The sequence below is a fragment of the Jannaschia rubra genome (genome assembly GCF_001403735.1).
Classification (GTDB): Bacteria; Pseudomonadota; Alphaproteobacteria; order Rhodobacterales; family Rhodobacteraceae; genus Jannaschia; species Jannaschia rubra.
This window is the reverse complement of record NZ_CXPG01000012.1, coordinates 1-22,047: the sequence shown is the minus strand read 5'-3', so window position 1 is coordinate 22,047 and position 22,047 is coordinate 1. Positions and strand designations below refer to the sequence as shown.

The window sequence follows — 22,047 nt, the reverse complement described above, 5'->3', positions numbered from 1 at the left end:
AGGACAAAGATGCGCCGTCCCGGATGGGCCAAGACGGCGCCATGGAAAACCTGACCCAACTCCGGGCCCTCGGCCTATTCGATGCGCGGGCGCCGCGCTACACCAGCTATCCGCCCGCGACCGCCTTCACGCGGGACGCGGAGGCCGGGTTCCAGGCGCAGGCGCTTGCCGCGCTGGACCCCGCGGTGCCGGTGTCGGTCTATGTCCACATCCCGTTCTGCGAGCGGCTGTGTTGGTTCTGCGCCTGCCGGACGCAAGGGACCACCAGCCTGTCGCCGGTCGTGGCCTATCTCGACACGCTGGAGGCGGAGCTGGCGCTGATGGCGCAGGTCCTGCCGCAAGGCCTGCGGATGGCGCGGCTGCACTGGGGCGGGGGGACGCCGACGATCCTGGCGCCGGAGATGATCCGGCGGCTGGCCGGGTCGATCATGGAAACCATCGCTCCGACCGATGATCTCGATTTCTCGGTCGAGATCGATCCGACCATGGTGGACGCCGACAAGATCGCCGCGTTGGCCGAAACCGGCATGACCCGCGCCAGCATCGGCATCCAGGATTTCGCGCCCGAGGTGCAGGCCGCGATCGGCCGGGAGCAGAGCCTCGAGACGACGCGTACCTGCGTGGACCAGTTGCGGCAGGCGGGCGTCGGGTCGCTGAACGCCGATCTCGTCTACGGGCTGCCCCACCAGACCGAGGAACGCATCGCCGCTTCGCTGGATCACGTGCTGGACCTGGCGCCGGACCGGATCGCGCTGTTCGGCTATGCCCATGTCCCGCACATGTCGCCGCGCCAGAAGCTGATCGACGAGACCGCGCTGGCCGATGGCGAGGGGCGTCACGCCCTGGCCCGTCTGGCCGCCGACCGCATCGTGGCAAGCGGGATGGAGGTCATCGGCATCGACCATTTCGCGCGCCCCGACGACGGGCTGGCCGTGGCAGCCCGGACGGGTCGGCTGCGCAGGAACTTCCAGGGCTACACCGACGATGTCTGCGCCGCGCTGATCGGGGTCGGCGCATCTTCGGTCTCGAAGCTGCCGCAGGGATACGTGCAGAACGCCGCGGCCACCCCGGCCTACGCACAGCGGATCAAGGCCGGAGAGCTGGCGGGCGCACGCGGCCACCGCCACGGCGGCGAGGACCTGATGCGCGCCCGCGCCATCGAGATGCTGATGTGCGAGTTCGCGCTGGACCTCGAGGAGCTTGAAAGGGACTTCGGGTCGGACGTGTCGGCGCTGGATGCGGTCCACGCGCAAGTTCTGGAACGGTTCGGCAGCGTCGTCGTCCGCGAGGGCCGGCGCATCGTGATCCTGCCCGAGGGGCATGCCGTGACGCGGATGATCGCGCAGGCCTACGACGCTTATGGCCACGTCGAGGCGAAATATTCCAAGGCGTCCTGACGGGGGCTGCCGTCAGACGCGGGCGTTCTCGAAATCCTGCCACAGTTTTTCAAAGGTCTCGAAGTCGAGACCGTCGGTAACGTGGTCGAGCACGGTTCCCTCGATCCGGGCAAGCCGGTCGATGGCGGCGGGTAGGTCGGCGAGATAATCCTCCGGGATCGCGACGACGCCGTGCCGGTCGGCATGTAGCGCGTCGCCGTCGGCGATGCGAAGGCCGCCGATCGTCACGGGGGTGCCGCTGTCGACGACATGGACGAAACCGTGGCTTGGCCCGACCGCCCCGCCGAGGATCGGGAAATCGGCGGGCAGGTCGCCCAGATCGCGGATGAGACCGTTGGTGATGGCCCCGGCGAGGCCGAACGCCTTGTGGATGCGCGCGTGAACCTCGCCCCACCAGGCACCGATTGCATCGTCGCCGTCCATGTCCTCCACCACGGCGATGGAGGGGGCGGGAGCGCTGTGCATATGGCGGAAGTACTCCATCCGACGGGCGCGGACCTCGTCCTTCGGCGCAGGGTCCGGGGCGGCCGAACGGATGCGCGACGTGCGGGCGCGACCGGCCATCGCCGGGGCATCGGGGTGCGACGGGATCAGGGCGTGGGGCGTGAAGCCGGAAAAGCCGCGCCGTCCTTCGATCACCTCGATGGCGTTGCAGACAGTCGGCGTATCGACGCGCCGCAGGGCGGTCCAGATCTCGGGTTCGGTCATCGAAAGCTCCGTGCCGGGTCCGCTGGAGCATTCCCGACGGCGCGGAGAAGCGCAATCGACATCGTGCCTTTGCGCCATTCCCCGGTCCGCGGTGTCAGTCGATCAGGCGACCGGCGATGCGCCCCTTGATCTCGGGTGGTTCGTCCGAGAGGACGCGCATGACGGTGTCGAGCCGCGCGCGCGTCCCGTGCAGCTGATCCAGCAGCGACATGACGATGACCAGGGCGTTGTCGTCCAGATCGAGGTCGTCGGTCAGTTCGCACAGAAGCGTGACGCGCTTGATGTCGATCTCGCGGTAGGCTGGCCCCGCATCGGTCTGGACCGGGCTGAGAATGGACAGGTGGACATAGCTCAGCAACCTGTCGGGGGTGAGCGCGGGGATCGCCTCGATCAGCTGTTCGGCAGTGTACTGGCGGGTCACGGCTTCGCCTTTCGCTTCCGGTCCTGACGCTGGCGCGGATCATGGGCGTGCTCGCGCCGCCAGCGTTCCATGAACTGTTTCAGGTCGTCGTCGATGGTCGCCGGCGAGACGATCCGCAGCTCGACCAGCTGATCGCCCCGGCCACCGCCGCGCCGGCTCACACCGCGCCCGCGCAGCCGCAGGGTCTGGCCCGAACTGGCGCCCGGCGGGACGGTGACGTTCACCTCGCCGTCAATGGTCGGCACGGGAACCTTGGCCCCCAGCACCGCCTCGTCGATGGCGATGTCCAGGCCCACGCGGATGTCGTCGCCATCGCGGGAGAAGACCGGGTCGTCGGCAACCGACAGGGTGACATAGGCGTCGCCGGGTGGCCCGTCGCCCAGGCCCGGCCCGCCTTTGCCACGCAGCCGCAGCGTCAGGCCATCGGCCGCGCCTTCGGGAATGGTGACTGCAAGATCGCCCCCTTCGGGCAGGGTGATGCGCGTTCTGGTACCTCGAACGGCGTCCAGAAACGACAATTGAAGGGTGTAGTGCCGATCTTGGCCGGGCATGTCGAACCGGCCACCCCGCGCGTCGCCCCCGAATCCGCCGAAGCCTTCGAAAGGATTCCCGCGCGCGCCGCGCCGGGAAAACTGCGCGAAGATATCGTCGGGGTCGATGTCCGGCCCAGCCTGCCGCCCGCCGAAGCCGCGCGTGCTGTAGGTATCGTCCCTCCCGCCGGCGGCATCGCGGTAATAGCCCCGAGGCGCGCGCTCCGCCCCCTGGGCGTCGATCTCGCCCCTGTCGAACCGGGCCCTCTGCTCCGGGTCCTTCAAGAGGTCGTAGGCAGCCGATGCCGCCTTGAACCTCGCCTCCGCCGTCGGATCGTCGGGGTGGAGATCGGGATGCGCGGTGCGGGCAATCCGGCGATAGGCTTTCTTGATCTCGGCCGTGTCAGCGGTTTTCGACACGCCGAGCGCGGCGTAGGGGTCATCGGCCATGCAGTTCGGCTCCGGTCACGTCACGTCGTCAGGAACACTATACCAACGGGACCGGAGGGCCATGGGTTGCAGCGGTCAACGCGAAAGTTTTGCGGGAGGCCAGCAGGGAGAGGCGGCTTTGAGCCCCCGGCGCTCGTGTCCAGCAAGACGTCCAGGCGGAGGCCACGCGGGTTGAGGCGGCGCGCGTCGGATGGGACGCGGGCCGGTCTTCCGTCGCGCGTCAGCTGGCCATGAGGCGCAGGTCGGGGCTGATGATGAGGGGGGCGTCGGTTGCCGCGACGACGGCCTCCACCTCGACGCCCTCGGTGACTTCGGTCAGGACGAGCCCTTCGGGCGAAGGTTCCATCACGCCGAGCTCGGTGACGATCATCGTGACAGCGCGGTCCGCCGTCGGCGGCAGGGTCAGCGTCTCGACGATCTTGGGCGTTCCCTTCTGGGTGTGGTTCATGGCCACGATCACCCGGCGCGCCCCGGTCACGAGGTCCATGGCACCGCCCATGCCCGGAACCAGCTTGCCGGGGATGATCCAGTTCGCGAGCCGTCCGTGCCGGTCGACCTGGAGGCCGCCCAGAACGGTCAGGTCGATGTGCCCTCCGCGGATCAGCGCGAAGGACATGACGGAATCGAAGGACACCGCGCCCGGCTGGGCCGAGACGAAGGCGCCGCCCGCATCCGTCAGGTGGACATCCTCCATCCCCTCGGGGGGGCGGGCGCCGAAGCCGATGATGCCGTTCTCGGACTGGAAGTTGATCCGCATCCCGGCGGGGACGTAGCGCGCCACGAGCGTCGGCAGACCGATGCCGAGGTTGACGAGGGAGTTGTCGCGCAATTCCAGCGCGACCCGTCTGGCGATGCGTTCACGCGTGTCCATGATCGATCCTTTCCCCCCGGCGGACGAGATGATCCACCAGAACGCCCGGTGTGTGGATGGCGTCGGGGGGCAGCACGCCCACCGGCACGATCTCGTTGGGTTCGGCGATGACGAGAGCGGCGGCCATGGCCATCACCGGGTTGAAATTGCGCGCCGTCAGGGAATAGACGAGATTGCCCATGTGGTCGGCGCTGCGTGCCGCGATCAGCGCCACATCGGCGCGGAGCGGCAATTCCAGAAGATAGTCCTGCCCCTCCACCTCGATCCGGCGCTTGCCTTCCTCGACCACCGTGCCGAGGCCGGTGGGTGTCAGAACCCCGCCGAGGCCCGCCCCCGCCGCGCGGATCCGTTCGGCCAGCGTGCCCTGCGGGACGAGTTCGACGTCGATGGTGCCCGCGATCATCCGGCGTTGGGTTTCGGGGTTGGTGCCGATGTGCGCCACGATCGCCCGTCGCACGCAGCCCGCGGCGATCAGCCGACCGATGCCCACTTCGGGGCGCGCGGTATCGTTGGCGATGACCGTCAGGTCGCGGGCGCCGCGTTCGATCAGCGCATCGACGATCCGCCCCGGCGTACCGACGCCCATGAAGGCGCCGATCATCACGCGGGCGCCGTCGGGCACCAGCGCGGCCGCTTCGGCTGGCGTCAACGGATGTGGGACGGCGGGCGCATCCGGTGGGGCGGTCTGGGGGGTCATGTCGGTCTCCTTGATGGGGTTTCGCGGACCTCAGAGAAGCAGGGCCAGCGACACGACCGGCAGGGCCAGCAGCAGCGCCAGCCGCAGGATGTCGGCGATCCAGAAGGGGAAGACGCCCCGGAAGATGGTGCCCAGCGACACGTCGTCGAGGACCGAGCGCAGGACGAAGACGTTCATGCCCACGGGCGGGGTGATCAGGCTGATCTCGGTCACGACGACGACGATCACGGCGAACCAGATCAGCACCAGCTCCGGGTCGGCCAGCAGCCCGGTGAATTCGAGCTGGACGACGACCGGATAGAAGACAGGCACAGTCAGCAGGATCATCGACAGGCTTTCGAACACGCAGCCCATGACCAGATAGATCGCCACCATGATCAGGATGACGCCCCAGGCCGAGAGATCGTAGTCGTAGACCATGTCGACCAATCCGTCGGGCAATCCGGCGAAGTTGACGAAGGCCGAGAAGATCTCGGCGCCGATGATGATGGCGAAGATCATCCCCGAGGAATGGATCGTCTGGCGGCAGGCATCGACGAAGCCCGGCCAGTCGAGACCCCGGATCAGGAGGGCGAGCCCCAGCGAGAAGATCGCGCCCATGCCCGCCGCCTCGATCGGGGTGAAGAAGCCGCCGTAGATGCCGCCCATCACGAAGACGAACAGCGTCAGCGTGCCGAAGGCGCCGATCCGGTCTCGTGCGGTCATCGCGGAGGGTTCGGTCACGGGGGGCGCCAGGTCGGGGCGCACGCGGACGGCCACAATGACCGCGGCCATGTAGAGCACGATCCCCAGGAGGCCGGGCAGGAGGCCCGCGATGAAGAGCTTGCCGATGTCGCTTTCGGTGAGCAGGCCGTAGATGATCATGATGACCGACGGCGGGATCAGGATGCCCAGCGTGCCGCCCGCCGCGATGGAGCCGGCGGCCAGGCTGTCGGAATAGCCGAACTTCCGCATCGGTGGCATGGCGACCCGGCTCATGGTCGCGGCGGTCGCGAGCGATGAGCCCGAGACGGCGGAAAACCCGCCGCAGCTGAGCACGGTGGCGAGCGCGAGTCCCCCCTTCATCCTGCCGAACAGGCGGTCTGCGCCGGCGAACAGACCGTGGGCGATGCCGGAGTTGGCCAGGACGTTGCCCATGAAGATGAACAGCGGCACGACCGAGAGCGAATAGCTGAGGCCGGTTTCGAACACGGCGTTGCCGACCATGGCCCCCGCCGCATTCCAGTCCCGCATCAGCGCGAACCCCACGCCGCCCACGAGGGACATGGCGAAGGCGATGGGCATCCTGAGGAAGATCAGCCCCAGAAGGATGACGATTCCGATGGTGGCTTCGGTCACTTCGACACCCCGCGCATCAGGCCGAACACCGCGGCCAGGATGCAGGCCGCGGCGCCGAACCAGGCCAGCGGGCCGAAGGGCACGCGAAGCGACTCGGACCGCATCCCGTCCGCCATCTGCTGCGCGCCCAGAAGGCCCAGCCGCCAGGCGAAGATCAACAGGACCAGCGCACAGAGCGCCGCCACGGCCAAGGCGATGGCCCGCCGCGGTCGGGCGGGCAGATGCTCGGTCACGATGTCGACGTCCACATGACCCCCGGCCCGCCCGACGAGGGGCAGGGCCGCGAACACGAGCGCGGCGAGCATCAGTTCGGTCAGCTCGAACGCGCCCGGCAGGGGCGCGTTCAGAAAGTACCGGCCGACCACGTCAAGCCCGGTCACCATCATCAGACCCATCAGCAGGGCGATGGACAGGATTTCCAGGATACGCGTCAGCATGGCACCCATCATTCCGCGACGCCCGACAGTTCGCGCAGCCGTGCGAGCGCGGCTTCCCCGTCGTAGTCATCGCCCAAAGAGCCGGCCCAGGCGGCCTCCCGCGCTTCGGCGGCGGCGCGCACCGCTTCCAGCACGGCGTCGGAGGCGGAGTGGAGGGTGATCCCGGCGGCCTCGATCTCCTCGACGGCGGCCGTGTCGGCGTCGTTCCAGGCCTGTCCTACCCGTTCGGCGAACGCCGCACCCGAGATGGCCTCGATGGCTTCCCGATCCTCCTCGGCGATCCCGTCCCACTTGGCCTCGTTCACGACGAGAAACCAGGTGGTGTTGTAGAGCCCGCCGGGCACGGTCATGGAATAGGCGACGTCATCGGTCAGGTTGAAGGCGGTCAGCGCCTCGTAGGTGAATGTGACGCCGTCGATGACGCCCCGCGACAGCTTCTCGTAGACCTCGGTCGAGGACATGAACAGCGGGGTCGCGCCCAGATCCTCCATCAGCCCGGCGACATAGCCGCCCGGCACCCGGATCTTGAGCCCCGCGAAATCGGCGGGCGTCTCGATCCGCAGCTTGTTGTTGTGGAACAGGCCGGGGCCATGGACGAACAGGCCGAGAAGGTGCGTCCCCTCGTGGTCCGCACGCGCGTCCAGATCCTCGGTGTAGACGGTCCAGAACGCGCTGGAGGCTGCGATCGCATCGTCGCCGATGAACGAGAACTGCCCGACCTGCGACTTGTCGAAGCGGTCGTCCTGGCTGAAGCTGTGGAGGCCGTAGGTGATGTCGGCCACCCCGTCGCGGGCCATGTCGAAATGCGACGGCGGGCTGCCCAGGGGCTTGCCCAGCACGCGGACGGTGACGCGGCCGTCGGTCACCTCCTCCACCTCCTCGGCCCAGGGCTTGATCGCGTTGACGACGATCGGATGGCGCGGCGGCAGCCAGCTCGACAGGACCAGATCGGTCTGGGCCAGCGCCGGCATGGCCAGGGTTCCGGCGATCAGGGTCGCGGTGAGCGTGGCAACGGTCAGGTCTTTCATGGTGGTTCCTCCCTTGGTGGTTCTTGCGGGGGGTATGTCCCCCCTGGTTGTCGTCAGGTTCGCACGGCGTCCGGATGGGCCGCGGCGAAGGCCGGGTGCCGCGCGCACATCTCGGCGGCGGTGCGCAGGCGCGGATAAGGCGTCGTGTCCACCCCCCACCGGTCGGCGTTGTAAAGCTGCGGCATCAGGCAGACGTCGGCCAGCGACGGCGTCTCGCCGCAGCAGAAGGGGCCCGCGTCGAACCCGGCCGCCAGCCTCTCGAAAGAGGCGAGGCCGGGGGCGATGAAATGCTGCATCCAGTCGCGGCGCGTATCGTCCCCCCCGCCGGTCAGCGCGACCACATGGGACACGACGGACAGGTTGCAGACCGGGTGGACATCCACCGCGACGGAATGGGCCAGCGCCCGGACATGGGCGCGGTGCACCGGGTCGGTGGGCAGAAGACCCGGCCTTCGGGTCTCCTCCAGGTAGTCCAGGATCGCGAGCGACTGCGTGAACCGGTGTCCGTCGATGTCGAGCACCGGCACGAGGCCCTGCGGGTTGCGCGCCAGATGGTCGGGTTCTCGGTGTTGGCCCGTCACCAGGTTGACCGGCACGGCGCGGTATTCGACGCCCGCGAGGTTCAGCGCGATCCGCACCCGGTAGCTGGCCGAGGATCGCCAGTAATCGTAGAGAACCGTCCCGGTCATGGGGCGGAGGCTTCCGCGGAGGCGGCGGCGAGCGCCTGACGCAGCACCTGCCGGTCGCCGATGTGGTTGCAAAGGATCAGGATGAGGCGCGCGTTGTAGGCGTCGCTTTCGTCCTTGCTCAGATCGGCATGGGCCGTCAGCAGCTCATCGTAGAAGCCGTCGCCGTCGTCGATGTTGGAGGTCAGGATCAGGTCCATGACGCTCACTCCTTTCCCGTGGCGCGGCGCAGGGCCGCGCGCATCGCGCGTTCGTCGAAGGCAGGCCAGCGAGCCGCCACGTGCTGATCCGGGCGGATCAGGTAGACCGCCGCAGGTGCCCGCCCCAGGTACCGTGCGGCGAGATAGCCCGTCGTGTCGTCATGCAGCGACAGGTCGAGACGGCGGGCGGCGATGCCGTCCTCGACCACCTCATCCGGCGCGTTGGTGCCGATGGTCAGGATGGTGAAGCCCCCGCCCAGCCGGTCGAGCAGGAACGCGTCGCCCAGCGGCGCATCAGGACAGGGGGCGCCGACCCGCGTGGCGGCGGGCCCGTCGAGCGCATCCGGCCCGTTGAGCGACAGCCCGTCGTAGACGCAAGGCACCGACAGGCGACCGGAATTGACGAGCGGTCGCGCGAAGGGATGGCGCCGCGCCAACGTCAGCACGGCGTTGCGGAAGATGCGGCTGATTTCGGATTTGGGCGTCAGGAAGTCGGTTGCGCGGGTCGAGTTCATGATGTTTTCGTCGGCGCCGTGGATCCGCTCCTCGGAGTAGCTGTCGAGCAGCGTCTCGGGCGCGCGGCCGCGCAGCACCAGATCCAGCTTCCACGCCAGGTTGTCGGCGTCCTGCACTCCGGAGTTGGCGCCACGCGCGCCGAAGGGCGACACCTGATGCGCCGCGTCGCCGGCGAAAAGGACGCGGCCGGCGCGGAAATCGGCGATCCGGCGGCAATGGAAGGTGTAAATGCTGGTCCAGACCACTTCGTAGTCGACGCCTTCTCCCAGCATGGCATCGACGCGGGCGCGGACGTTCTCGGGCTTCGTCTCCTTGTCGCGATCGATGTTCCAACCCAGCTGGAAGTCGATGCGCCAGATGTCGTCGGGCTGCTTGTGCAGAAGCGCGGACTGGCCGCTGCCCTTGAAGGTGGGCTCGAACCAGAACCAGCGTTCGGTGGGAAATTTCGCCTTCATCCGCACATCGGCGATGAGGAAGTTGTCCTCGAACATGCGGCCTGCGAAATCGAGGTCCAGCATCCCGCGCACCGGCGAGCGCGCCCCGTCGCAGGCGACCAGCCAGTCGGCTTCGAGGGTATAGGGACCATCGGGCGTCTCGACGCCCAGGGCGACATGATCGTCCTTTCGCGTCAGGGTCGAAACCCGGTTGCGACCGCGGATCTCGATCGGAGCACCCTCGGCCTGGGCGGCGCGGACCTGTTCGACGAGGTACTTCTCGAAATGGGGCTGCTGGAGGTTGATGAAGGCGGGGCGGCGCATCCCGCCCTCGGGGCTGAGGTTGAAGGTGAAGACCTCGTCCTCGCCATGGAACACGCGGCCCACGTCCCATTGCACACCCTTTTCGACCAGCGCGTCGCCGCATCCCAGCCGGTCCGCAATCTCCAGCGTGCGCCGCGCGAAGCAGATCGCGCGCGATCCCTGGCCCACGCCGTCGTGGTCGTCGAGCACCAGGACCGGCGTGCCCCTGCGCCCCAGGTCGAGCGCCAGCGCCATGCCGACCGGCCCGCCGCCGACCACCACGACCGGATGGCGCACCGGCGCATCCGCGTCCTGTGCACCCACCCTTTCGTAAGGGTAGAGCCTGAAGGCGATATCGTAGCGTGCGTCGACCATGTCACATCCTCCCCTGCCGTCCGGTCCGGCGCTCAACCCTGCAGCTTCTCCCACATTTCGGCGTCGCGCTCGGCGGTCCAGATGCGCGGGGTGTCGATGCCGCGCGCCTCGTCATAGGCGCGGGCCACGTTGAACGGCAGGCAATGTTCATAGATCGCGTAGTCTGCGAACTTCGGGTCGCATTCGGCGCGCACCGCGTCCCATGCTTCCTTGAGCGATCCGCCGCCCAGGGCCACCCTCGCCGCCGGACGATAGGTCGACGAGACGAAATCAGCCGTGTTCTCCAGCGCCCGGTTCACCATGTCGCGCCCGACCAGCGCGTCCCCGCGACCCGGCGCGATGGCGTCGACATCGAAGGCGCGGATCGCGTCCAGCGTGCCGGGCCAGTCGGCGAAATGCCCGTCGCCGCAATAGCAGGCCGAATGGTATTCGACGATGTCGCCAGTGAACATTACGTTCTCGTCCGGCACGTGGATGACGATATCGCCCGCGGTATGCGCGCGCCCCAGATGCATCAGGTCGACCCGGCGGTTGCCCAGATAGACACTCATCCGGCTCCTGAAGGTGGTGGTGGGCCAGGTCAGACCGGGGATGTCCTCATGCCCCTGGAACAGGCGGGGGAAGCGGGCGAATTCGCTGTCCCAATCCTCCTGCCCGCGCTCGACCACCATCGCGCGCGCGGTTTCGGACATGATGACCTGCTGCGCGTCGAAGGCACTCGCGCCCAGCACGCGCACCGCGTGGTAATGGGTCAGCGCGACATGGGTGATCGGCTTGTCCGTGACGCCGCGCACGCATTCGATGACCTTGTTGGCGAGACGCGGCGTCGCCTGCGCCTCGACGATCATCACGCTGTCGTCGCCGATGATGACGCCCGAATTGGGGTCCCCCTCGGCGGTGAAGGCATAGAGGCCATCGCCGACTTCGGTGAAGGTGATCTTCTTTTCGGTCATGTCGCCCTGCGACGCGAAAGCCTTGGCCATTGGGTTCTCCGGTCAGTCAGCGTTTGAAGGGATCGTCGAGCGCGGGCAGCAGCGTGCCGGCGCAGCGGCCGAACCCGATGGTGAATCCGTCGCCTCGCGCCTGCCCAAGAAGGGTCAGCGTGTCCCCGTCCTCGAGAAAGGTGCGCGTCTCGCCGGAGTCGAGGGTGATCGGCTCCTTGCCGCCCCAGGTCAGTTCGAGCAACGCGCCGCGCTGGTCCTTCTCCGGGCCGGAAATCGTCCCCGACCCCAGCAGGTCGCCCGTCCGCATGGGCGATCCGGCCGTGGTATGATGGGTCAACTGCTGAGCGGCGGAATAATACATCGTGTTGTAGTTCGTGCGTGCGATCACGGTGGCGTCCTTGCCTTGGGGCGCCAGCGTCACGGTCAGGTCGATGTCGTAGAGCATCGGCCCCGGCTCCCGCAGGTAGTCGAGTAGCGGCTTCTCGCGCTCCGGCGTATCGCAGCGGAAGGGTTCGAGCGCCGCGCGCGTCACGATCCAGGGGCTGATCGTCGTGGCGGTGGCCTTGGCCTGGAACGGTCCGAGCGGCTGGTATTCCCAGGCCTGGATGTCGCGCGCGGACCAGTCGTTCAGCAGGACATAGCCGAAGATATGCGCGTCGGCGGTCGCCACATCGATGGGGCCGTCCGACGGGGTGCCGACGACGGCCCCCATCTCGAGCTCGAGATCGAACCGCTTGCAGGGCTCGAACCGGGGGGCGTCGTCGTCGGGCCCCTTGAGCTGGCCCCAGGGGCGGCGCACGTCGGTGCCCGACACCACGACCGAGGAGGCGCGCCCATTGTAGCCGATGGGAATGTGCAGCCAGTTCGGCGGCAGCGCGTTCTCGGCTCCGCGGAAGATCGTGCCCACGTTGGTTGCGTGGTTGCGGCTGGCGTAGAAGTCGGTGAACTCGGCCACGCGGAAAGGCATGTGCAGGGTGGCGTCTTCCAACGGGTGCAAATGCCGTTCCACGGCGTCGCGGTCCGACGACCCTTCTGCCAGCATCTCCTGCAACCGCGTCCGGAACGCCGACCAGGCACCGGCGCCGCGTTCCATCAGGGGGTTCCAGCAGGCATCGGCGCAGACGGCACCCCCGTCCACGGAGATCAATCCGCCCGCTTCGGCGGCCGCTGCATCGAGGATCATGTCGCCGATGGCCACACCGCACCGTGCCTCGCCGCCGCCCGCGGGCGAGAAGACACCGTATGGCAGGTTGTTCAGGGGAAAGGGGCCGGACGGATCGTTCGCGCCCGCGACCCAGCTTTTCATCAGAGACATGGAACCTCCTCGATGGTTCGGGAAAAGTCGCGGATGGACGGCGCGTTCCGGCGCCGTCCGCCCGTGCGGGTCACTTCTTGCCGGGCGTGCCGTCGAATTTCTTCTCCAGGCTCTTCCAGCAGTCGATGTAATCGTCCTGCAGCGGGGCCTCCCGGGCCGCGAACTCGGTCAGATGCTGGGGGAAGCGCGTTTCGAACATGAAGGACATGGTGTTGTCGAGCTTCTCCGGCTGGAGATCCGCGTTCGAGGCGTTTTCGAACGCGTCGCGATCCGGGCCATGGGGCAGCATCATGTTGTGCAGACTCAGCCCGCCCGGCACGAATCCCTGTGGCTTGGCGTCATACTGGCCGTAGATGTTTCCCATCATCTCGGACATGACGTTCTTGTGGTACCACGGCGGGCGGAAGGTATCCTCCATGGTCATCCAGCGTTCGCGGAACAGCACGAAGTCGATATTGGCGGTCCCCGGCGAGGACGACGGCGCGGTCAGCACGGTAAAGATCGACGGGTCGGGATGGTCGAACAGGATCGCGCCCACCGGACAATAGGTCCGCAGGTCGTATTTCACCGGCGCGTAGTTGCCGTGCCAGGCCACCACGTCGAGCGGGCTCTGGTCGATCTTCGTTTCGTGGAACTGGCCGCACCACTTGATCGTCAGGGTGCTCGGAACCTCGCGATCCTCGAAGGCGGCGACGGGCGTCTTGAAATCGCGCCGGTTGGCCATGCAGTTGGCGCCGATGGGGCCGCGGCCCGGAAGCTCGAACTTCTGGCCGTAGTTCTCGCAGACGAAGCCGCGCGCCGGGCCCTCGATCACCTCGACGCGGTAGACGAGGCCGCGCGGGATGATCGCGATCTCCTTCGGCTCCAGGTCGATGATGCCGAGCTCCGTGCAGAACCGCAGGCGGCCCTCCTGCGGCACGATCAGCAGTTCGGAATCGGCCGAGTAGAAATAGGCGTCCTTCATGCTCTCGGTGACGAGATAGATGTGGCTGGCCATGCCGACCTGGGTGTTCACGTCGCCCGCGGTCGTCATCGTGTACATGCCGGTGAGCCAGGTCAGTTCCCTTTCGGAATGCGGGACGGGATCCCAGCGGTACTGGCCAAGGCTGGTGACGTTCTCGATCACATGGGGCGCGGATTTCCAGTAGGGCAGGTCGATGCGTTCGTAGCGGCCCGAGTGCTTCACCGACGGGCGGATGCGATAGCACCAGGTCCGCTCGTTCTGGTGGCTGGGGGCGGTGAAGGCCGTGCCCGACAGCTGCTCGCCGTAGAGGCCGTAGTTCACCTTCTGCGGGGAGTTCATGCCCTGCGGCAGGGCGCCGGGCAGGGCCTCGGTCTCGAAGTCGTTGCCGAAGCCGGGCATGTAGCCCGCGGTGACGGCCGAGCCGTCCGCCTGCACGAGCTTGATGTTGCTGACGTCGTTCATCGTTCTCCTCCTCCATTGCCGATAATGCGTCGCGACAGTTGCGTCAGTCTACCGCAAAGGGGGTGCCCCTTCGACGGGCCGTTTCACCAAGTGAAATGAACGGCTGCGTGCCGTTCGCCGCCTCAACCCGGCGAATCGATGACGCCCCGCATGTTCCGTGCGATGGAGGCCGCGGCGGCCTTGAGGTCCGGCAAGTGTTCGTCGGCCACCCGCGCGACCGGCTCCCCCTCGGCGGGCCAGACCAGGTTCACGGCGCCGACCGGACGCCCCGCGACTGTGATCGGCACCGCGATGGCGCTCGGCAGCGCACCGTAATCTACGGCACGGCCCCAGTAGCCGTCCTGGCGAATGCCGTATCCCCTCGTCTGAAAATCCCGCAGCCACTGCGGCAGTCGATCGACGGCCGAACGGTCCTTGGCGGGCAGATTGCGTGCCAGGTCTGCCACGACCCCCGCCCGCGCCTCGGGCGACAGCGCGAACAGATAGGCCGAACCGAGCGCCGAGCGGAACGGCGACGGGCGGAAGCCGATGCAGTCGGGGTTCAGGTCATGCGTCTTGTAGACCCGCGTCGTGTCGATGATCTCGACCCGGCCCTTGCCGACCTCGCCTGCAAGATCGGCGGCAAGACCCGTCTTCTCCGACAGGCGCAGGAGTTCCTCCGACCCCGCCTCGATCAGCCGGTGTGTGCCCTCCGGTCGGGACCCCTGGTCGGGGAAGGCCGAGCCGAGCTGATAGCGTCCGTTCGCGCTTCGACGCGCAAGCCAGCGGCGCTGCTCGAGGGTCGCGCAGATCCTGAGCAGGGTAGCCTTGGGGAGACCCGTCGTCCGCGAAAGGGCCGCAAGGGACGTCGGTCCGTTGCTGGACACCGTCTCGAGCACGAGAAGTCCGCGTTCTATGGAACGATTCAGTTTTGTCATGTTTCACTGAGTGGAACGCGGACTCCGCGATCCGTCAAGGCCGGTTTACCTTATGGCAAGCTTGAGGTCGCCTCAGCGGCGGCCCGGCGGCATGAAACCGGTTTCGGGAGGAGACCAAGGTGCAGCAAGGATCCATACCCTGGAGCAGGACACTGCTCACTCTCACGTCGATGATCATCGTCTGCGTGGTGCTTTACGTGTCGATGTTCGGTGTCTTCAACGATTCCTGGCTCAGGGTCGGGATGCTGATGGTGGCGGCCGCGATAACCGCGCTCGTTCATGTCGAGATCGACGGGCGTCCGCTCAACGTCGCCGTCCTGACGGGGATGCTCGCCCTGCTGGCCTTCGGGGTCTTCGCCTACTTCCGCTCCACCGCCGAGATCGAGACCGGCCTCTATCTGCTGACCACGATGGACAAGCTCGCGGGCGCTGCCGCCGTCATCGCAGTGATCGAGTTCACGCGCCGCACCGTGGGCGGGGTCATGGCCGCAATCACCGCTGCGGCCTTCGTCTATGCGCTGTTCGGACAATACGCGCCGGGCTTCCTGCGCCATGCCTTCATCTCGGTCGAGGAAGTCATGCTGGTGCTTTGGTTCTCGTTCGACGGGGTGTTCGGTGCGCCCATGGCGACGGTCGTGTCGACGATCCTGATCTACATCCTGTTCGGCGCGCTGCTGGAGTTCCTGCGCATCGACCGGACCCTTATCAAGGTCGCCATCGCCGCCACGGGGCGGCTCAAGTCCGGACCGGCGAACGCAGCGGTCCTGGCCTCGGGGCTGTTCGGGACGATCTCGGGCAGCGCGGTGGCCAACGTGGCGGGAACGGGTGTGATTACGATCCCGATGATAAAGAAGCGCGGGTTCTCGCCCCGGTTCGCCGGTGCCGTCGAAGCGGCCTCGTCGAGCGGGGGGCAGATCATGCCGCCGATCATGGGGGCCGTCGCCTTCATCATGGCCGACATCACCGGCGTTCCCTACCTGTCGATCGTGATCGCGGCCGCCATTCCCGCGCTTCTCTACTTCGGCGCGCTGTTCGTCGCGATCTCGTTCGCGACAGACCGGATGGAGGTCGCGGACGTCGAGCGTCCGAAGCTCAGCTTCGACTGGCGCGAGATGGCGCAGGTCGCCGTCTTCGTCGTGTCGCTCGCCGCGATCGTCGTCTCGATGGTGAGCGGCACCTCCGCCGCCTATGCCGGTCTCATGGGCGTCGTCGTGGCCTTCGTCCTGGGCAGCGCGCTCCGTCCCGGCCTGCTGACGGACCTTGCCGCATGGCGCCAGTTCTTCGTGGCGACGGGGATGGTGGCCGCGCAGCTCATCGTCATCGTGGCGGCCGTCGGGGTCGTCGTGGGGGTCCTGAACATGACGGGTGTGGGACTGCGCTTCGCGGCGGGCATCGCGGTCTATGCCGAAACCAGCCTGCCCATCGCGCTGATCCTGATGGCGGTGGCCTGCCTGCTTCTGGGAATGGGGATGCCGACGGTGCCGGCCTACCTGATCGTGGTGCTGGTAATGGGGACCGCGCTGGCCAAGCTCGGCGTGCCGACGGTGCATACGCATCTCTTCGTGCTCTATTTCGGCGTGCTTTCTGCCGTGACCCCGCCTGTCGCCCTCGCGGCCTTCGCGGCGGCACCGATCGCGGGCGCGCGGGCGATGGCCACCGCGTTCGAGGCGACGCGCCTGGCACTGCCCGGCTTCCTCATCCCCTTCGCATTCGTCTATCAGCCGGCTCTGCTGCTCGGGACGGGGCATCCGATGCTCGAGTCGCTTGCCGACATCGTCTTCGTCTCGGTCGCGATGATCCTGCTGGCCCGCGCCTGCTATCCGCGCCGCGGACATTGGCCGATGGCCGTCGTCGGGGTCGCGCTGTCCGGCGGGCTGATCTTCTTCGGCCCGGTGGTCAGCGTCATCTGCCTGCTGGCCGCGGCCGCGCTTCTGGTCTTCGACCGCCGGCGGGCCCTGAACCCGATCGAAAACGCGTAACGGGAGGATCGCGCGATGACACAGGAAACCACACGGCTCACCCGTCGTCGCCTCCTTGCGGCCGGCGCGGCGGCGGGCGCGATGACGATGGCCGGGGCCGGTCCCGCTCTGGCGCGCGAGATCCTTCGCATGTCGACGCTCGGGCCGGGCACCAGCCCGAACCTCGTGATGACGGCCTTCTCCAATATCGTGAACCGCAGGTTGCCGGAATACGAGATCCAGCTGAACTCCACGGGGGCGGCGACGCGCCACATCATCGAGGTTGCGCGCGGGAACATGGCCTTCTGCATGGGCTCCCCCGTACTGACGGCATTGCTGCGGAAGCAGGCGGCGATGTATGCCAAGATCGACCAGGCCCCCGAATGGGCCACGCATCTGCGCACGGTGCTGAACTTTCCCATGGGGCTCTATCACATCGTCGTCTATGCCGGCTCCGGGATCGAGACGCTGGGCGGCGTGCGTGGCAAGCGGGTCTTTCTCGGCCCGCCGGGCAGCGCGGCCTATGCGACCATGGCGCAGCTTTTCGAGAACGTGGCGGGGCTGATCCCCGGCAAGGACTTCCAGGTGGTCAACCTGGGGTGGGATGCGGCCACGTCGTCCTTTCAGGACGGCAACCTCGACGTCTACTGCAACCCGACCAACGCCCCCAGTCCTGCCCTTACCCAGATCGCGGTGATGAACCCGATCCGCTTCCTCGGCATTCCCGATGAGGAGCTGGAGTCCGAGCCGGTGCAGGCCCTCACCGGCCGCCCCGGCTTTCGCGTCGCGCAGCTCAGGGCCGGAACCTACGGCGAGAACCAGGTGAACCCCCGTGACGTCAACACCCTGTCGGTGACGGTGGGGATCATCACGAACGAATGGCAGGACGAGGAGATGATCCGCCGGATGGTCCTTGTCTTCTACGAGGGCGTGGCGGACATGGCGGCGAGCGCGCCCTGGATGGCCGAGATCACGCCCGAGGCTGCGGTCCAGGACATCAACCTCGCCCTTCACCCCGGCGCGCTGAGCGCGTTGCAGGAACTGGGCGTCACCATCCCCGAGGCCGCGCGCGGCTGACGGGCCAGGGGCCGGTGTCCTCTCCCCCGCCGGCCCCGCCACACGATGAAAGGCAGTATCCCATGGCCAAGAACGCCCTGTTCATAATGTGCGACCAGCTTCGCTGGGACTATCTGTCGTGCACGGGCCATCCCCACCTGCGGACGCCGAACATCGACCGGCTGGCCCGCCGGGGGGTGCTGTTCGACCGCTGCTATGTGCAGTCGCCGATCTGCGGGCCGTCGCGGATGTCCTTCTATACCGGTCGCTATGTCTCGAGCCACGGTTCGACCTGGAACAACGTGCCTCTGAAGGTGGGAGAGATGACCCTGGGCGACCATCTGCGTCCGCTCGGCGTGCGGACCGCGCTCTGCGGCAAGACCCATATGACCGCCGACGCCGAGGGGATGCGGCGGCTGGGCCTCGCGCCCGACAGCGAAATCGGCGTCCGGGTCGCCGAATGCGGTTTCGAACCCTATGAGCGGGACGATGGGCTGCATCCCGACGGCGGCCGCTATGCGCGCAACCGCAACTACGATGACTACATGCGCGCGAAGGGCTGGAACGACGACAACCCCTGGGACGATGTAGCCAATTCCGCCGAGGATGACGACGGCACCCTGCTGTCCGGCTGGTTCATGGAGAACGCCGACAAGCCCGCTCGTGCCGATGCCGAGGACAGCGAAACCCCCTACATCGTCCGCCGGGCAATAGATTTCATGCGCGAGGCCGGCGACGAGCCGTGGTGCCTGCACCTGTCGCTCATCAAACCGCATTGGCCCTATATCGTCCCCGCCCCCTACCACGACATGTATCCGCCCGAGACGCATCGCCCCGTCGTACGGACCGAGGCGGAGCGCGAGAACGCACACCCCGTTTTCGCTGCCTTCATGGAAGAACGGGTGAGCCGCGCTTTCGCGCGCGACGAGGTTCGGACGCGGGTGATCGGGGCCTACATGGGCCTGATCCGGCAGATCGACGACGAGATGGGTGCGCTCCTGGATTTCCTCGACGAACGGGGCCTGTCCGAGACTACGCTGATCGTCTTCACCTCCGACCACGGCGACTATCTCGGCGATCACTGGATGGGAGAGAAGGAGTTGTTTCACGATCCTTCGGCCCGGGTTCCCCTGATCGTCGTCGACCCATCGCCCGATGCCGACGCCACGCGGGGGCAGACCAGCGACGCGCTGGTGGAGGCGATCGACCTCGTACCCACGTTCCTTGACCATTTCGGCGGACCGGAGGTTTCCCACATTCTCGAAGGACATTCCTTGCTGCCTGTCCTGCACGGGCGCATGCGGAAGGTGCGGGACGTCGCGGTATCGGAATACGACTATTCGATGCGCGATGTCCGCCGCCGTCTCGGCGTCCCGGTCCGGGATGCCAAACTCACCATGGTGTTCGACGGCCGCTGGAAATACGTGTTCGCCGAAGGCTTCCGACCGATGCTCCACGACCTCGAAACGGATCCCGACGAACTCGTCGATCTCGCGACCTCACCGGACCACTCGCAGGAGTTAGCCCGGATGGAAGGGCTGTTCTTCGAGTGGACGCGCCGGACCAGCCAGCGGACGACCATTTCGGACGAGAAGATCGCGGCCCGCGATCCCCGCGTGGCGGAGGCCGCCGCGGGCATCCTGATCGGCTACTGGAGCCCTTCGGAACTGGAAGATACCGTGCCGGATGACGCGACGGACCCCCGAGCGGGAAACCCTGACACCCCCCAGTCGTGACAGACCCGCGAAGCTGTTGCTCGCGTCGATCCTGGCGCATTCCCCTTCGCCCGCCGGGGTCTCATCGCAGGTTTGTCCCGACCGCTGCGTCCGCACCCGACGATAAAGGGCCATTCACTCCCGCGACCTTTCGCGTCACGGCTCACTGACAAGACCGACGCTTCGAGTTGGATATGACGTGATTGTTCCTGCGTCACGGGTGGTGGGGTCAGCAGGCCGTACGCACGACCGTCGCCGGTCTCGCTATGCTTGGGATGGTTTGTGTCCTCGGGCTGACGGTTGTGATCCTGGCCATGGGTGTCAACGAAGGCGACGCCGGAGGCTCTCTTGAACGGGCATTCAAGCGGGAGATCGGATGGTTCCCGGTACGGCTCTCGGGGGCTGTCGTGGCGCTCGGGATCCCATCTCCACCGCGCCTGTCCTGACGCTCGCTTCGGCCCCGCTGATGGTTGTCGCCACGTTTTCTGACGGGATCCCGGCCGCACCGGTCATGGCCGCAGTCGCCATCGGATGTGGCGCCGGTCTGACCACAGGGTTTCTGGTTCGGCGAGCCCGCACCTCACGTTTTGAAGCAGAGATCGGCGCGCGGGTATCGGGCCTGCTGGCACCGCACCAGTGAGGCATCGCAGCGGGCTTTGGGAACAGGCGAGGGCGATCTCTTCGGCCGCACCGGCGAGATCCGAAAAGGGTATGATCGAACTGGCCATGTATATCGCCGGGGCCGCGCGGGAACGACGTCTGACCACCGGCTCCCGGTCCGATCCGAAGCGTCCGCTTCGGGGGCTGCACTGCGTGCGGGATGACGTGGACAACTTGCTGCGTGCCTTGCGGGTAGGGGGCGAAGATGCCGTGACCGGCATGGTCGTGGAACCTTGGCGCCGGACCGCGATGGCAGCGGCAGGCGCCCCGTCGACATCGAGGGTCGTCTGTCGGGAAAACCCGTATTGGATCCGACCGCTCCGCTGCGACCGATCGTACAGAACTATCGGACGGACCTGGAGGAGATGCGTCAAAGAGAACTTACGGACTTTCCTCCCAAACCGGATATCGCGCGTCGGTTCGGTATCAGGATCGGTCTTCGCCACCTGGAACGCGACATCCAGGATCCCGGGGGCGCGGTACTGGACATCGTCGAGCCCCGCGACGGCGGGGATAGCACTTTGCCGTATCGTGAAAGCGCTCCGGGCTCGGTCCACCAACATCTCTGCGTAGCCGAGGATGAAAAGGATGTCCGAACGGTCGATCCTGCTCGCCTGCCTGTCGGGCTATGCAGGTAACGGGGCGTTCGGTCTCAGTCTGATGCGTTCGTCACGGTCATGGCGCGCCCGGTCGCCTTGGGTCAGACCATCGGCAACCTTGTCGACAACAGGGTCCGCTAGGGCGGCACTGACCTTGAGATGTCGATCGCACGCTCCATCGTGACCGCATATGGCGGAACGATCGTGCTCGGAAACTGGGCCATTCGGGATCTGCGCGCGACGGTGCGTCTGCCAGCCGTCAAGGCGAACTGACCCGCCTTTCCCGGTACGGTATCGTTCAGCGCGCTCCGGAACCTCAAGCCGCCTCGACGATCAGGATCATCAAGCCCTACAGGTCGCCGAACTATCCCGCTGACCGGGCCAGGCGGTCCGGATCGAAGGTGACCGCGATGGACAGATTGGGATTGGGTACTCCTGCCAGGACCTGTCTGCCGTAGCCGCGCCCGTAGACCGCGTCACGCCCTGCGATGCGGACAAGGAACCAGCCAGAGCCGTCACCGTCCCGGAGTGTAGTACCGCGACCTGCCCCGCGATTGCCCCGACGTCTCGACGCAGGAAGCGGGCAAGACCCGAGCGTCATTCCATCATCCGTCGTTCATTACCATCCCGCCCATATGAGCGAGCGCGCGGGACGTGAGCACCCTTCGGGTCGGCCAACCCGTCGCGCGCGAGGTCAGGCATGTCGTGTCCGGTGGAGTGCGCCAAGCATATACCATCCACCGTTGGAATAGATGTAGCGCCCGCCCTGTCCGGTAATTAGACGGCGGCTCAGCATACGGCCGACCCGGTTCAGGCTGACGATCCAAGCGCCGTGACCGGCCCGGCCCGTGGGGGTCGCACGGATTGGCAGACCGAGAAAGGCCCCGCTTGCGGGGCCTTTCGTGTGTTGCGCCTTCCTGGCCCCGGCCGAGAGGGTCGGGACGTGGATCACGGATAATGCACGCCGCCTTCGGCGCGTCGTGCCTTGGTCTGGTCTTCGGGCAGGGGGATGAAGTCCTCCTCGTCGCCCGGCACGGTCTCGAACCGGCCGCGCCGCCATTCCTCG

19 protein-coding genes are annotated in these 22,047 nt (G+C 67.2%); 4 read left to right on the top strand and 15 right to left on the bottom strand.

The features are described from left to right. Positions 1 to 41 precede the first annotated feature (41 nt). On the top strand, positions 42 to 1,397 hold the full coding sequence (hemN, locus tag JAN5088_RS03125) for an oxygen-independent coproporphyrinogen III oxidase (RefSeq protein WP_055681665.1): 1,356 nt from the start codon (positions 42 to 44) through the stop codon (positions 1,395 to 1,397). 12 nt (positions 1,398 to 1,409) lie between these two features. Here hemN and JAN5088_RS03120 read toward each other — a convergent pair whose 3' ends face one another. The 15 genes from JAN5088_RS03120 to JAN5088_RS03050 form a co-directional block, all read right to left on the bottom strand. Next, entirely contained in the window at positions 1,410 to 2,105 is a 696-nt protein-coding gene (locus JAN5088_RS03120) for an RraA family protein (RefSeq protein WP_055681360.1), read from the bottom strand. A gap of 94 nt (positions 2,106 to 2,199) precedes the next feature. Further along, positions 2,200 to 2,526: a hypothetical protein gene (locus JAN5088_RS03115; protein WP_055681359.1), complete on the bottom strand. Its 327-nt coding sequence runs from the start codon at positions 2,524 to 2,526 to the stop codon at positions 2,200 to 2,202. Continuing rightward, positions 2,523 to 3,506 (bottom strand): DnaJ C-terminal domain-containing protein, encoded by a 984-nt coding sequence (locus tag JAN5088_RS03110; protein WP_055681358.1) that lies wholly within the window; start codon positions 3,504 to 3,506, stop codon positions 2,523 to 2,525. The genes JAN5088_RS03115 and JAN5088_RS03110 overlap by 4 nt, the downstream gene beginning before the upstream one ends. A gap of 220 nt (positions 3,507 to 3,726) precedes the next feature. Then, the gene (locus JAN5088_RS03105; protein WP_055681357.1) at positions 3,727 to 4,377 is read right to left on the bottom strand and encodes a 3-oxoacid CoA-transferase subunit B; all 651 of its coding nucleotides are present in this window, start codon (positions 4,375 to 4,377) and stop codon (positions 3,727 to 3,729) included. Then, the gene (locus tag JAN5088_RS03100) at positions 4,364 to 5,074 is read right to left on the bottom strand and encodes a 3-oxoacid CoA-transferase subunit A (protein ID WP_055681356.1); all 711 of its coding nucleotides are present in this window, start codon (positions 5,072 to 5,074) and stop codon (positions 4,364 to 4,366) included. The genes JAN5088_RS03105 and JAN5088_RS03100 overlap by 14 nt, the downstream gene beginning before the upstream one ends. Positions 5,075 to 5,104: 30 nt before the next feature. After that, positions 5,105 to 6,412 carry a TRAP transporter large permease gene (locus tag JAN5088_RS03095; RefSeq protein ID WP_055681355.1) on the bottom strand — a complete coding sequence of 436 codons (1,308 nt, stop codon included), beginning with the start codon at positions 6,410 to 6,412 and terminating at the stop codon, positions 5,105 to 5,107. After that, positions 6,409 to 6,849, bottom strand: coding sequence for a TRAP transporter small permease (locus JAN5088_RS03090; RefSeq protein WP_233489707.1), 441 nt, complete (start codon positions 6,847 to 6,849; stop codon positions 6,409 to 6,411). Before JAN5088_RS03090 ends, JAN5088_RS03095 begins: the two co-directional genes overlap by 4 nt. Positions 6,850 to 6,857: 8 nt before the next feature. Then, positions 6,858 to 7,877: a TRAP transporter substrate-binding protein gene (locus tag JAN5088_RS03085; protein WP_055681353.1), complete on the bottom strand. Its 1,020-nt coding sequence runs from the start codon at positions 7,875 to 7,877 to the stop codon at positions 6,858 to 6,860. A 53-nt stretch (positions 7,878 to 7,930) separates the two neighbouring features. Further along, a complete protein-coding gene (maiA, locus tag JAN5088_RS03080; RefSeq protein ID WP_055681352.1) occupies positions 7,931 to 8,566 on the bottom strand; it encodes a maleylacetoacetate isomerase in 636 nt (211 codons plus the stop codon). Then, complete coding sequence (locus tag JAN5088_RS03075) at positions 8,563 to 8,763, bottom strand: DUF2783 domain-containing protein (protein WP_055681351.1); 201 nt, start codon at positions 8,761 to 8,763, stop codon at positions 8,563 to 8,565. Before JAN5088_RS03075 ends, maiA begins: the two co-directional genes overlap by 4 nt. A 5-nt stretch (positions 8,764 to 8,768) precedes the next feature. Further along, positions 8,769 to 10,391: an FAD-dependent oxidoreductase gene (locus JAN5088_RS03070; protein ID WP_055681350.1), complete on the bottom strand. Its 1,623-nt coding sequence runs from the start codon at positions 10,389 to 10,391 to the stop codon at positions 8,769 to 8,771. Between the two features lie 32 nt (positions 10,392 to 10,423). Beyond that, the gene (locus JAN5088_RS03065) at positions 10,424 to 11,374 is read right to left on the bottom strand and encodes an MBL fold metallo-hydrolase (protein WP_055681349.1); all 951 of its coding nucleotides are present in this window, start codon (positions 11,372 to 11,374) and stop codon (positions 10,424 to 10,426) included. 16 nt (positions 11,375 to 11,390) lie between these two features. Further along, on the bottom strand, positions 11,391 to 12,650 hold the full coding sequence (gene fahA / locus JAN5088_RS03060; protein WP_055681348.1) for a fumarylacetoacetase: 1,260 nt from the start codon (positions 12,648 to 12,650) through the stop codon (positions 11,391 to 11,393). Positions 12,651 to 12,720: 70 nt separating this feature from the next. Beyond that, complete coding sequence (gene hmgA / locus JAN5088_RS03055) at positions 12,721 to 14,076, bottom strand: homogentisate 1,2-dioxygenase (protein WP_055681347.1); 1,356 nt, start codon at positions 14,074 to 14,076, stop codon at positions 12,721 to 12,723. A 122-nt stretch (positions 14,077 to 14,198) separates the two neighbouring features. Continuing rightward, entirely contained in the window at positions 14,199 to 14,993 is a 795-nt protein-coding gene (locus tag JAN5088_RS03050; protein WP_055681346.1) for an IclR family transcriptional regulator, read from the bottom strand. A 119-nt stretch (positions 14,994 to 15,112) separates the two neighbouring features. Here JAN5088_RS03050 and JAN5088_RS03045 point away from each other — a divergent pair, with 119 nt between their 5' ends. The 3 genes from JAN5088_RS03045 to JAN5088_RS03035 all read left to right on the top strand — a co-directional run bounded on the left by JAN5088_RS03045 (position 15,113) and on the right by JAN5088_RS03035 (position 19,743). Continuing rightward, positions 15,113 to 16,972: a TRAP transporter permease gene (locus JAN5088_RS03045; protein WP_233489705.1), complete on the top strand. Its 1,860-nt coding sequence runs from the start codon at positions 15,113 to 15,115 to the stop codon at positions 16,970 to 16,972. Between the two features lie 15 nt (positions 16,973 to 16,987). Next, complete coding sequence (locus tag JAN5088_RS03040; RefSeq protein ID WP_055681344.1) at positions 16,988 to 18,028, top strand: TAXI family TRAP transporter solute-binding subunit; 1,041 nt, start codon at positions 16,988 to 16,990, stop codon at positions 18,026 to 18,028. Between the two features lie 62 nt (positions 18,029 to 18,090). Then, entirely contained in the window at positions 18,091 to 19,743 is a 1,653-nt protein-coding gene (locus tag JAN5088_RS03035) for a sulfatase-like hydrolase/transferase (RefSeq protein WP_055681343.1), read from the top strand. The last annotated feature ends 2,304 nt before the right edge of the window (positions 19,744 to 22,047 follow it).